The 12,126-nt window shown below is 68.5% G+C and carries 10 protein-coding genes; 2 read left to right on the plus strand and 8 right to left on the minus strand.

The genetic code is table 11. The features are described 5' to 3' along the window. Positions 1-6: 6 nt before the first annotated feature. From aspS to ACYQ78_RS35410, 3 genes are read right to left on the minus strand one after another with little or no spacing between them, the layout of a single operon-like run. A complete protein-coding gene (gene aspS / locus ACYQ78_RS35400) occupies positions 7-1,734 on the minus strand; it encodes an aspartate--tRNA ligase (protein WP_459805336.1) in 1,728 nt (575 codons plus the stop codon). Further along, on the minus strand, positions 1,731-2,987 hold the full coding sequence (hisS, locus tag ACYQ78_RS35405; protein WP_459805337.1) for a histidine--tRNA ligase: 1,257 nt from the start codon (positions 2,985-2,987) through the stop codon (positions 1,731-1,733). Before hisS ends, aspS begins: the two co-directional genes overlap by 4 nt. Continuing rightward, the gene (locus tag ACYQ78_RS35410; RefSeq protein WP_459805338.1) at positions 2,987-3,667 is read right to left on the minus strand and encodes an MBL fold metallo-hydrolase; all 681 of its coding nucleotides are present in this window, start codon (positions 3,665-3,667) and stop codon (positions 2,987-2,989) included. Before ACYQ78_RS35410 ends, hisS begins: the two co-directional genes overlap by 1 nt. A gap of 125 nt (positions 3,668-3,792) precedes the next feature. Between ACYQ78_RS35410 and ACYQ78_RS35415 the strand changes: the two genes are divergently transcribed. After that, complete coding sequence (locus ACYQ78_RS35415; RefSeq protein ID WP_459805339.1) at positions 3,793-4,656, plus strand: peptidylprolyl isomerase; 864 nt, start codon at positions 3,793-3,795, stop codon at positions 4,654-4,656. A gap of 42 nt (positions 4,657-4,698) precedes the next feature. Beyond that, the gene (locus ACYQ78_RS35420; protein ID WP_459805340.1) at positions 4,699-5,937 is read left to right on the plus strand and encodes a DUF349 domain-containing protein; all 1,239 of its coding nucleotides are present in this window, start codon (positions 4,699-4,701) and stop codon (positions 5,935-5,937) included. Between the two features lie 32 nt (positions 5,938-5,969). Here the strand turns inward: ACYQ78_RS35420 and ACYQ78_RS35425 are convergent, their stop codons facing one another. The 5 genes from ACYQ78_RS35425 to yajC form a co-directional block, all read right to left on the minus strand. Beyond that, on the minus strand, positions 5,970-8,159 hold the full coding sequence (locus tag ACYQ78_RS35425; RefSeq protein ID WP_459805464.1) for a RelA/SpoT family protein: 2,190 nt from the start codon (positions 8,157-8,159) through the stop codon (positions 5,970-5,972). Positions 8,160-8,343: 184 nt separating this feature from the next. Beyond that, entirely contained in the window at positions 8,344-8,850 is a 507-nt protein-coding gene (locus tag ACYQ78_RS35430) for an adenine phosphoribosyltransferase (RefSeq protein ID WP_459805341.1), read from the minus strand. Positions 8,851-8,934: 84 nt separating this feature from the next. Further along, on the minus strand, positions 8,935-9,942 hold the full coding sequence (gene secF, locus ACYQ78_RS35435; protein WP_459805342.1) for a protein translocase subunit SecF: 1,008 nt from the start codon (positions 9,940-9,942) through the stop codon (positions 8,935-8,937). Further along, entirely contained in the window at positions 9,942-11,699 is a 1,758-nt protein-coding gene (gene secD / locus ACYQ78_RS35440; RefSeq protein WP_459805343.1) for a protein translocase subunit SecD, read from the minus strand. The genes secF and secD overlap by 1 nt, the downstream gene beginning before the upstream one ends. Before the next feature lie 41 nt (positions 11,700-11,740). Beyond that, a complete protein-coding gene (gene yajC / locus ACYQ78_RS35445) occupies positions 11,741-12,100 on the minus strand; it encodes a preprotein translocase subunit YajC (protein ID WP_459805344.1) in 360 nt (119 codons plus the stop codon). Positions 12,101-12,126: the final 26 nt, after the last annotated feature.

The following is a 12,126-nucleotide window of genomic DNA, read 5'->3' on the forward strand; positions in this document are numbered from 1 at the left end:
TCGTTGCTACGCCTTGGGCGTGGCGTCGACTCCCGCTTCCTTGCGCTGCGCCGGGGTGATCGGCGTGGGCGCGGCGGTCAGCGGGTCGAAGCCGGAGGCGGTCTTCGGGAAGGCGATCACGTCGCGGATCGACTCACCGCCCGCCAGCAGCATGCAGACCCGGTCCCAGCCGTAGGCGATGCCTCCGTGCGGCGGCGGGCCGTACTTGAACGCCTCCAGCAGGAAGCCGAACTTGCTCTCGGCCTCCTCCTTGGAGATGCCCAGGACGTCGAAGACCCGCTGCTGCATCTCGGCGCGGTGGATTCGGATCGAGCCGCCGCCGATCTCCATGCCGTTGCAGACCATGTCGTAGGCGTAGGCCAGGGCCTCGCCCGGGTGGTCTTGGAAGTTGTCGTTCCACTCGGGCTTGGGGCCGGTGAACGGGTGGTGCACGGCCGTCCAGCCGCCCTCGCCGTCGTCTTCGAACATGGGGGCGTCGACGACCCACAGGAACGACCACTGCGACTCGTCGATCAGCTCCTTGCGGCGGCCGATCTCCAGCCGGGCCGCGCCGAGCAGCTCACGCGAGGCGTGCCGGGCGCCGGCCGCGAAGAAGATCGCGTCGCCGACCTCGGCGCCGGTGGCCGCGCGCAGCCCCGAGATCTCGGTCTCGGACAGGTTCTTGGCCACCGGGCCGCCGAACCCGTCTTCCTGGACGAGCACGTAGGCCAGGCCCCGCGCGCCGCGCGACTTGGCCCAGTCTTGCCAGCCGTCGAGCTCCTTGCGGGTCTGCGAGGCGCCGCCGGGCATGACGACCGCGCCGACGTACTCGTTCTGGAACACCCGGAACGTGGTGTCCTTGAAGAACTCGGTCAGGTCGACGAGCTCGAGGCCGAACCGCAGGTCGGGCTTGTCGGAGCCGTAGCGGGCCATCGCGTCGGCGTAGGTCATGCGGGGCAGCGGGGAGGGCAGCTCGTAGCCGAGCGTCTCCTTCCACACCCGCCCGATGATCGCCTCGCCGAGCTCCATGACGTCGTCCTGGTCGACGAACGACATCTCGATGTCGATCTGGGTGAACTCGGGCTGCCGGTCGGCCCGCAGGTCTTCGTCGCGGAAGCACTTGGTGAGCTGGTAGTAGCGCTCCAGCCCGGCCACCATGAGGAGCTGCTTGAACAGCTGGGGCGACTGGGGCAGGGCGTACCAGTTGCCCGGCTGGAGCCGGACCGGCACCAGGAAGTCGCGGGCGCCCTCGGGGGTCGAACGGGTCAGGTTCGGCGTCTCGACGTAGACGAACCCGCGCTCGTTCATCACCTCGTTGACCAGGTAGGTCGCCTTCGAGCGGATGCGCAGGGCGTCGCCGAGCTGCTGGCGGCGGATGTCGAGGTAGCGGTATTTGAGCCGGGCCTCCTCGGACACCCCCGCCGCGCCCTCGATCGGGAACGGCAGGGGGGCCGCCTCGCTCAGCACCTCGACCTGGGTGGCGACGACCTCGATGCCACCCGTGGGAAGGTCGGGATTCTCGTTGCCGTCGGGCCGCACCCGGACCTCTCCGACGACCTTCACGCAGTATTCGGAGCGCAGGCCGTGAGCGTCGTCCTCTTCGCGGAAGACGACCTGGGCGGAGCCGGAGGAGTCGCGCAGGTCGATGAAGACCACGCCGCCGTGGTCACGGCGCCGGGCGACCCATCCGGCCAGCGTCACCTGTTGGCCGGCGTGCTCGGGGCGCAACGTCCCGGCCTGGTGGGTGCGGATCACAAGAGTTTCCCTTTCAGGGTGTCGACGATCGAGGCGAGGGACACCTCGGTCTGTTCAGCGGTTTCCAGATCCTTCAGCTGTACGGCCCCCGCCTCCAGGTCGCGCTCACCGATGATCAGCGCGTATCTGGCCCCCGACTTCGACGCCGCCTTCATGGACCCCTTGAGCCCACGCGAGCCGTAGGCCATGTCGGCCGAAAGCCCCGCCCGGCGCAGCTCGGTGAGCAGCGCGAACGCGCGACGCCGGGCCTCCTCGCCCAGCGGCACGGCGTAGACGTCGACCGTCGAGACGGCGGCCGCGGCGACCTGCTCGGCCTCCATGGCCAGCACGGTGCGGTCGAGGCCGAGCCCGAAGCCGATGCCGGGCAGCGGCGGCCCGCCGATGGACTCGGAGAGCCCGTCGTAGCGGCCGCCCCCGCCGACGGCCGACTGCGCCCCCAGCAGCGGGTGGTCGAACTCGAAGGTGGTGCGGGTGTAGTAGTCGAGGCCGCGCACCAGGCGCGGGTTGTCGGTCCACGGGATCGACAGGTCGGCCAGGGCGGTGCGCACCTGGTCGTGGTGGGCCTTGCAGGAGGCGCACAGGTGGTCGGTGACCAGCGGTGCCCCTTCGAGCTGGGCCTTCACCTCGGGCCGCTTGTCGTCGAGCACCCGCAGCGGGTTGATCTCGACGCGGGCCCGGGTGTCGTCGTCGAGGTCGAGGGCGCGCAGGAAGTCCTGCAGCGCGGCCCGGTAGATCGGACGGCACTCGGCGCAGCCCAGCGTGTTGAGCAGCAGGGTCAGCCGCTGAAGCCCGAGCTGCTGGTACCAGTCCCACGCGATGGCGATCGTCTCGGCGTCGACCAGCGGGTCGTCGCTGCCGATCGCTTCAAGGTCGACCTGGTAGAACTGCCGGTAGCGCCCGGCCTGGGGCCGCTCGTAGCGGAAGGCGGGGCCGACGGCCCAGACCTTCGCGGGGAGCTGGCCGTTGTGCAGGCCGTTCTCCAGCACCGACCGCAGCACCCCGGCGGTGAACTCGGGACGCAGGGTGAGCGAACGGCCGCCCCGGTCCTGGAAGGTGTACATCTCCTTGGTCACGACGTCGGTCGACTCGCCGACGCCGCGCGCGTAGAGCTGGGTGTCCTCGAACACCGGCAGTTCGAGGTAGCCGTAACCGGCCTTGGTCACGGTGGCGGCGAAGGTGTCGATCGCCCGCCGGAACGCCGCCGAGCGGGGCGGCGTGTATTCGCTAACGCCCTTGGGCGCCTGGAAGGTCATCACAGTCCTCGGTTCGGGCCGGGCGCCCCGTGCTCCAGATCTTTCAGGAACGGGTTCTGGGCGCGCTCGCGGCCGATGGTCGTCTGGGGTCCGTGACCGGGGAGAACCACCGTTTCGTCCGGCAGCGTCAACGTCTTGGCGAGACTGCGGAGCATGGTCGGGTGGTCGCCGCCGGGCAGATCGGTGCGGCCGATGGAGTCGCGGAACAACAGGTCTCCGGCGAACATCACCTGTTCGCGGTCGAGCCTGAAGGTCACCGACCCCCCGGTATGGCCCGGCCGGTGGTCGACGACCAGTTCCAGGCCGGCCAGCTCCAGCACGGCGCCGTCGGTCAGCTCGCGGACGTCGTCGGGCTCGCTGAACTCCAGCCCACCGAACAGTTGCTTGCTCATGGCGCCGAATCCCCGGCCCGGATCGCTCAGCAGAACCCGATCATCTGGATGAATCCAGGCAGGAATTTCACGAGCGCCGCAAACCGGACCGACCGACCAGATGTGGTCGATGTGCCCATGGGTCAGGACCACCGCGACCGGCTTCAGCCGGTGCTCGCGGATCAGCTCGTCGAGGCCCCCAACAGCGTCCTGACCTGGGTCGACGACCACGCATTCCTCGCCTGCGGCGGGCGCGACGACGTAGCAGTTGGTCTGGAACGACCCGGCTGGGAACCCTGCGATGAACAACGGAGCGGCCTCGATGTCTCAAAGGATTGAGCGAGCGAATGTAACCGAAGGGTACCGGTGCGGGTCGGCGGGCTGCGAACCAATACCTGTGTGCCGATACGATTCGCCCACCTCAATAGTCATTCTTGGACAGTCGGGAGGACGAAGTGGTCACCGGGAAGGACCGGCAGAAGCAACTCGCGCGCGAACACCACGAGCGCCAGCAGGCAGCGCGCGTCCAACGTGAACGCGCGGCGAAGCGCACGGCCGCCATCGGGACCACCGCCGGCGTCGTGGTCGTCGTCGTCGGCATCGTCGCCGCGGCGTTCTTCCTGACGGGAGGGAACGACGACGACCCGGCCACCGCAGCGGCGTCCGCGCCGGCGTCGGCCAACCCGTCCGATCCCGCCGCAGCGGCCCCCGCGGAGCCGTTGCCCTATGACAAGGGCACCGGCCGGTGCGACTACGTGACCGATCCGGCGGGCGCGGCCAAGGACGTCGGCAAGCCCGACCCCAAGGTCGCCGCGGCTCCGGCGGTCATGAAGATCGAAACGAACCTGGGCGTCATCGAGGCCGACCTCGACGGGGCCAAGGCGCCCTGCACGGTCGGCTCGTTCACCCACCTGGCGAGCAAGGGCTACTTCGACAACACGAAGTGCCACCGCCTCACCACCGAGGGCATCAAGGTGCTCCAGTGCGGCGACCCGACCGCCAGCGGCAGCGGGGGCCCCGGCTACCGCTTCGTGGACGAGAACCTCGAGGGCGCCAGCTACAAGCGCGGTGTCCTGGCCATGGCCAACAGCGGCCCGAACACCAACGGCAGCCAGTTCTTCATCGTCTACGGCGATGAGACGGACACCCTGCCCGACTCGTACACGCCCTTCGGCACCATCACCAAGGGCCTGGACCTCGTCGACAAGGTGGCCAAGGCGGGAGCCGAAGGCGGCTCAGACGGACCGCCGAAGCAGGCAGTGGACATCAAAGACGTGACAATTACCGGCAAGAGCTGACGTAATACAACCAAGGGCTAAACGCCCTGGAGGCTGATTCGAGTGCGGGAGGACACGGTGACCACCGACCCGTGGGGCCGGGTAGACGACGACGGCACCGTCTACGTGCGTACGGCTGAGGGAGAACGGGCCGTCGGGTCCTGGCAGGCCGGCGAACCGGAAGAGGCGCTGGCCTACTATCACCGTAAGTTCGACGAGCTGGCCGGTCAGGTACAGCTGCTCGAACAGCGGGTGAAGGGCACCGATCTGCCGCCTGCACAGGCGGAGGCCGGCATCGTGAAGCTGCGCGAGGCGATCACCGGGGCGAACGCGGTCGGTGATCTCGACTCACTTCTCAACCGCCTCGGCGCCCTGACCGAGATCGTGGGCAAGCGCCGCGAAGAGGTGAAGGCGGCCCGCGAGGTCGCCCGCGGCCAGGCCAAGGAGATCAAGGAGCGGATCGTCGGCGAGGCCGAGCGCATCGCCGAGGACGCCACTCACTGGAAGTCCGGCGGCGAGCGGCTGCGTCAGCTCGTCGAGGAGTGGAAGGCGGCCGAGCGGATCGACCGGGCGACCGAGGCGGCGCTGTGGAAGCGCCTGTCCACGGCCCGCACGGCCTTCGCCAAGCGTCGCAAGGCCTACTTCTCCTCGCTCGACGAGCAGCGCGACCAGGTGCGTACCGACAAGGAACGCATCGTGAGCGAGGCCGAGGCGCTGTCCTCCTCGACCGACTGGAACGCCACCGCGGCGGCCTATCGCGAGCTGATGCGGCGCTGGAAGGCGGCCGGCCGGGCCTCCCGCGAGTCGGAAGACGAGCTCTGGAACCGCTTCAAGGGCGCCCAGGACCAGTTCTTCCAGGCCAGGTCGGCGGTGTTCGCCGAGCGCGACGCCTCGTTCTCGGCCAACGCCGAGGCCAAGGAGCTGCTCCTGGTCGAGGCGGAGAAGATCCTTCCGGTGACCGACGTCCGCGCGGCGCGCGGGCAGCTCCGGGCCCTGGTCGAGCGCTGGGAGGCCGTCGGCCCGGTGCCGCGCGAGCAGCGCGACCGGCTCGAGGGTGGCCTGCGGAAGATCGACGACGCCGTCCGCAAGGCCGAGGAGCAGGAGTGGAAGCGCTCCAACCCCGAGGCCCGCGCGCGTGCTCAAGACACGGTCAACCAGCTCCGCCGGTCGATCGAGCAGTTGGAGACCCGCCTGGGCAAGGCCCAGCCGGGCAGCAAGCAGGCCAAGGAGGCCGAAGAGGGCATCGCCGCCCGACGCTCCTGGCTCGAAGAGGCCGAGCGCACGCTCGCCGAATTCTCGTAATACAGGGCCTGCGGCGCCTGACCTCGTGGAGGTCAGGCGCCGCTGGTCACCCGGTAGACGTCGTAGACGCCCGGGATGTTGCGCACGGCCTTGAGCACGTGGCCCAGGTGCTTGGGGTCGCCCATCTCGAAGGTGAACTTGCTGACCGCGACCCGGTCGCGCGAGGTCGTCACCGACGCCGACAGGATGTTCACGTGGTGGTCCGACAGCGTGCGGGTCACGTCGGACAGCAGCCTCGGCCGGTCGAGCGCCTCGACCTGGATGGCCACCAGGAACACCGAGTCGTCGCCCGGCGACCACGCCACCTCGACGAGCCGCTCGGTCTGCTCCTTGAGCTGCCCCACGTTGGCGCAGTCGACCCGATGGACCGACACGCCGTGGCCCCGCGTCACGAAGCCGATGATGTCGTCGCCCGGCACGGGCGTGCAGCAGCGCGACAGGCGGACCCACACGTCGGGGTCGCCCGCCACCATGACACCCGCGTTGGTGCCGGCCCTGGGACTCCCCTTGAGCCGCGTGGGCAACGCCGCCTCGGCGATGTCCTCTTCGGCCCCTTCCACCCCTCCAAGGGCCTGTACGAGCTTCTGCACCACCGTCTGGGCCGCGATGTGACCCTCGCCGACGGCGGCGTAGAGCGCCGACACGTCGGGATAGTGCAGATCACGGGCCAGCGCGAGCAGCGCCTCCCCCGACATGAGCCGCTGGAGCGGCAGGCCCTGCTTGCGCATCGCCCGCCCGATGGCCTCTTTACCGGCCTCGATCGCGGTCTCGCGGCGCTCCTTGGAGAACCACTGGCGGATCTTGTTGCGGGCCCGGCCCGACTTGACGAACTTCAGCCAGTCGCGGGACGGCCCGGCGTCGGGCGACTTCGAGGTGAAGATCTCGACCGTGTCGCCGTTGCCCAGCCGCGACTCCAGCGGCACCAGCCGCCCGTTGACCCGCGCGCCGATACATCGGTGCCCGACCTCGGTGTGGACGGCGTAGGCGAAGTCGACCGGGGTGGCGCCGTCGGGCAGCGCGATGACCTGGCCGCGCGGGGTGAAGACGAACACCTCGGAGACCGACAGGTCGAAGCGCAGCGACTCGAGGAACTCGCCCGGGTCGCTGGTCTCCTTCTGCCAGTCGAGGAGCTGGCGCAGCCACGCCATGTCGTTGACGTCTTTGACCTTGCCCCCGGTGCCGGGGCCGACCATCTCCTCTTTGTACTTCCAGTGGGCCGCGACGCCGTATTCGGCGCGGTGGTGCATCGCGTGGGTGCGGATCTGCAGCTCGACCGGCTTGCCCTCGGGCCCGATGACCGTCGTGTGCAACGACTGGTACATGTTGAACTTGGGCATCGCTATGTAATCTTTGAACCGGCCGGGCACCGGGTTCCACCTGGCGTGGATCGTTCCGAGCGCGGCATAGCAGTCGCGGACGGTGTCGACCAGCACGCGGATGCCCACCAGGTCGTAGATGTCGTCGAAGGCGACGCCCTTGGCGATCATCTTCTGGTAGATCGAGTAGTAGTGCTTCGGGCGGCCCTTCACGGTCGCCCGGACCTTCTGCTCCCGCAGGTCGGTGTGGACCTTCTCGATCACTTCCTGGAGGAACAGGTCGCGGCGCGGGGCCCGCTCGGAGACCATGCGGGCGATCTCGTCGTAGCGCTTGGGGAAGAGCATGGTGAACGCGAGGTCCTCCAGCTCCCACTTGATCGTGTTCATGCCGAGGCGGTGGGCCAGCGGCGCGAAGATCTCCAGCGTCTCGCGCGACTTCTGCTGCCGCTTGTGCTCGGGCATGTAACGCATGGTGCGCATGTTGTGGAGCCGGTCGCCCAGCTTGATCACCAGCACACGGATGTCGCGGCTCATCGCCACGACCATCTTGCGGACCGTCTCGGCCTGGGCGGCGTCGCCGAACTTGACCTTGTCGAGCTTGGTCACGCCGTCGACCAGCAGGGCGATGTTCTCGCCGAAGTCGGCCCGCAGTTCGTCGAGGCCGTAGGCGGTGTCCTCCACGGTGTCGTGGAGGAGCGCCGCGCACAGGGTCTCGTCGTCGGTGCCCAGCTCGGCCAGGATCGTCGCCACGGCCAGCGGGTGGGTGATGTAGGGGTCGCCGCTCTTCCGCTTCTGGTCGCGGTGGTGGTAGGCCGCCGTCTCGTAGGCGCGCTCGATCAGCCGCAGGTCGGCTTTGGGATGAGTGGCCCGCACCGTCTTGAAGAGAGGTTCGAGGACGGGGTTCATGGCGCCCCACTGCCCGCCGAACCGGCCCAGCCTGCGCCGGACGACCGGCCCCTTCTCCGGGGGCGCCGTCTCGTTGGGCGCGTCGGGAACCGGCACGCCGGGTGTCTCCACAGGCGCGTTTCCGGGGGCCACATCACGGGGCACTCAGACTCCTCACATTCGAGTCCAGATCACTCAGTGTAGGTCAAACGGTAACCAAGGCTCTGACGTCGAGGCCGGGCAGCCTCTCCCTACCGGGAAGGAAGGACAACTCCATCAGGAACGTCACGGCGACCACGTCGGCGCCCGCGCGCCGCACCAGGTCGACCGCGGCGGCAGCGGTGCCGCCGGTCGCGAGGACGTCGTCGACCACCAGGACCCGCTCGCCCGGGGCGAACGCGTCGGCGTGGACCTCGATCGTCGCGGAGCCGTATTCCAGATCGTAGGACGCCTCAAGCGTTTCGGCGGGCAATTTGCCCTTCTTGCGTACCGGCACAAATCCCGCGCCCCTCCTGAGGGCCACGGGAGCGGCCAGGATGAACCCCCTGGCCTCGATGCCGACCACCTTGTCGAAGGAGAACCCCTCGGCCAGGTCGTCGACGACGCTGGTGAACGCGGCCGGGTCGGCCAGCAGGGGGGTGATGTCCTTGAAAAGGATGCCGGGCTGCGGGTAGTCGGGAATGTCCCTGATCAGCGAGATCCAGTCGGTCACCTGCCAACTTTAATGGCTACTCACACGAACGCCCCGCGGGCTCCCGATCTTCCCGGGTGCCCGCGGGGCGTTTAAGCGATTTTGCTACTTCTTGGCGTGTTCCTTCTTCTCCTTGGCGGAGGCCTGCTTGGCCTCGGAGGCCTCGCGCTGGGCCACCCTCTTGGCGAGGGCGATCCACTGCGGTTCGCGCTCCTTCAGCGACACCAGGATCGGGGTCGCCACGCACAGGGAGGAGTAGGTGCCGACGATCATGCCGACGAACAGGGCCAGCGACAGGTCCTTCAGCACACCCGCGCCGAGCAGCGTGGTCCCGATGAACAGGATCGCCGCCACCGGCAGGATCGCCACCAGCGAGGTGTTGAGCGACCGGATCAGGGTGTGGCTGAGGGCGTTGTTGGCCGCCTGGGTGTAGGTCATCTTCGCCGACGTCTTCAGCGGCGTGGTGACTTCCTTGATCATATCGAACACGACGACCGCGTCGTAGAGCGAATAACCGAGGATCGTCAGGAAGCCCAGCATGGTCGCCGGGGTGACCTCGAAGCCCGACCAGGCGTAGACGCCGGCGGTGATCACGAGGTCGTGGATCAGCGCCACGACCGCCGCGAGCGCCATGCGCCACTCGAACGCCATGCTCAGGTAGAGCATGATCGCGATCATGAAGACGATGAGGCCGATCCAGGCCTTGTTGGAGACCTCACCACCCCACGTCGCCCCGATGACCTGCGAGCTCACGTCGTTGGGCTGGAGGCCGTACTTGCCGGCGACGGTCTGCTGGACCTTGGTGACCTCGCCGCCCTGAAGGCTCTCGGTGGTCACCCGCCAGTTCTTCCCGGCCTCCTGCACGATCACCTGGTGGGGACCGGCCCCACCGACGACCTCACGCACCTGCTCGATGGACGAGCCGGGCGTGCGGGTGAAGTCGAACACCGAACCACCGGTGAACTCGACACCCATGTTGAGCGGCTTGATGAACAGACCGGCGATCGAGACGATCAGCAGCGTGAGCGACAGGGCGTACCAGAGCTTGCGCTTGCCGACGAAGTCGATGTCGATGTCGCCGCGGTAGAGGCGGCGCGCGAGGCTGGCTGCCATCACGCCTCCTGGAGGGTCGAGGTGGACGACGACTCGGTGCGCGCCATGCGCTCGGCGTCGAGGCCGGACAACGGGTGGCCCTTGGCGAAGAACTTCATGCGCGCCACCTGCGACATGAGCGGCTTGGTGAAGAGGAACACCACCACGATGTCGATGACCGTGGTCAGGCCCATCGCGAAGGCGAAGCCGGCGACGTCGCCGACGGCCAGGAAGAAGAGCACCAGGGCCGCGATGAACATGACCGCGTCGGCCACGATGATCGTGCGGCGGGCGCGCTTCCAGGCCACCTCGACGGCCGTGCGCAGGCTGCGACGGCCTTCCTTCATCTCGTCTCGGATGCGTTCGAAGTAGACGATGAAGGAGTCGGCGGTGATACCGATCGATACCACCAAGCCGATGATGTGGGGCAGCGACAGGCGGAAGCCCGCGTTGGCGCTGAGCACCACGACCGACAGGTAGGTGACGATCGTCGCGACCAGGAGGCTCGCGATGCCGACGAGGCCGAGGCCCCGGTAGTAGAGCAGCAGGTAGAGCATGACGATCACGAGGCCGATGGCGCCCGCGATCAGACCGCCCTGGAGCTGGTCGGCGCCGAGGGTCGAGGAGACCGAGACGGTCGAGCTGACCTGGAACTTCAGGGGCAGCGCACCGTATTTGAGCTGGTCGGCCAGGTCGGTCGCCGTCTGCGAGTTGAAGCTGCCGGAGATCTCGGTCTTGCCGCCGGTGATGCGGCCATTGGAGACGGGAGCCGTGACGACGACGCCGTCGAGGACCGCGCCGATCTGGTTGCGCGGCGGCTGGCTGGTGAAGGCCTTGTTGGTGAGCTCGGACCACTGCGTGGCGCCCTTGCTCTTGAAGTCGAGGTTGACGACCCACTCACCGGTGTCCTGCCGGAGGCCGGACGAGGCGGTGCTGATCTCCGAACCCTGGACGGCGGCGACATCGAGGATGTACTTCGCGGTGCCGCTCTCGTCGCACGCCACGAACTGCTTGGCCGGGTCGTCGATGGCGCCCGCGCCCTTGCTGTTGGCGGTGCACTTCAGATCCTTGAACGCCTGCAGGACGGCCGGGTCGATGCCCGACAGATCCTGACCCGCCAGCGGGTCGTTGCTCTGGGCGTTGGGGTCGGCCGAAGGCTGGGTGGTGACGAGCGGCGACGCGGCCGGGCTGGGCTCGGCGTTGGCCTTCTTCCCGTTCTTCTGTCCACCCGTCGGCTCGGCGCTCGCAGTCGGCGAGGGCGCCTGCAGGGCCTTCGAGACGGCCCGGCCCGCCGGGCTGGCCGCGGGCGAGGCGGCGGCCGACGGCGTGACCGCCGGAAGCGAGCCCGACGGCGCCGGCGAGGCGGCGTCGCTGGGCAGCGCGGCCGGCTGCTCCACTGCCGAGGCGACCGCGAGCACCTGGCGGAAGCGGAGCTCGGCGGTGGTGGCCACCAGCTTCAACGCCTCGTCGTGCCCCGCACCCGGGATCTGGATCAGGATGTTGTCACTGGCCCTCGCGACCTGGGCGTCGGAGATGCCCTGCCCGTTGACGCGGTCACGGATGATGTTGACGGCCCGATCGAGGCTCTCTTGCGAGGGTGCCTTGTTGTCGAGGGTCACGGGCGAGAGCGTGACAGTCGTGCCGCCCGCGAGGTCGAGACCGAACTTCGGGATGTACGCGTTCTGCAGGACCACGGCCGCGCCCATGGCGGCGATGATCGCCAAAAGAAGCAGGAGCGTGCGTCCCGGCTTGATCTGGCTGCTGGTCGGTGGGGCCACTGGTGGTCAGTCTTTCGTCAAGGGGTCTTCAATGAGGGTACTCAGGACTTGCGGGTGCTGGAGTCTCCAGTCTCCGGGCTTTCCGCGACATTGTCGTCGTCGGTCTTCTCATCGGTGTCGTGCTCGTCGTCGACCGAGTGGTCTTCGACGATGACGCGGCCGATGGCCGCCTTGACCCACCGGGTCTCGACGCCGGGCGCCACCTCGAGGATGACATCGTCGTCGGCGAAACCGACCACGGTGCCGAAGAGACCCGTGGTGGTCATGACGCGGGATCCCACAGTGAGCGAGTTCTGCATCGCGACCGCCTCCTGCTGCTTCTTCCGCTGCGGGCGGATGAGCAGGAAGTAGAAGACCACGAAAAGCAGGACGATCGGGAGTAGCTGCGCAAGCCCTTCCACGGGGCTCTCCTTCGTTGAAGAGATGA

This window comes from Herbidospora sp. RD11066 (assembly GCF_054661255.1).

Coding starts and splice junctions, on each gene's coding strand:
- secF (WP_459805342.1), bottom strand. CDS start 9,942: ATGGCAGCCAGCCTCGCGCGCCGCCTCTACCGCGGCGACATCGACATC.
- hisS (WP_459805337.1), bottom strand. CDS start 2,987: ATGACCTTCCAGGCGCCCAAGGGCGTTAGCGAATACACGCCGCCCCGC.
- ACYQ78_RS35425 (WP_459805464.1), bottom strand. CDS start 8,159: ATGAACCCCGTCCTCGAACCTCTCTTCAAGACGGTGCGGGCCACTCAT.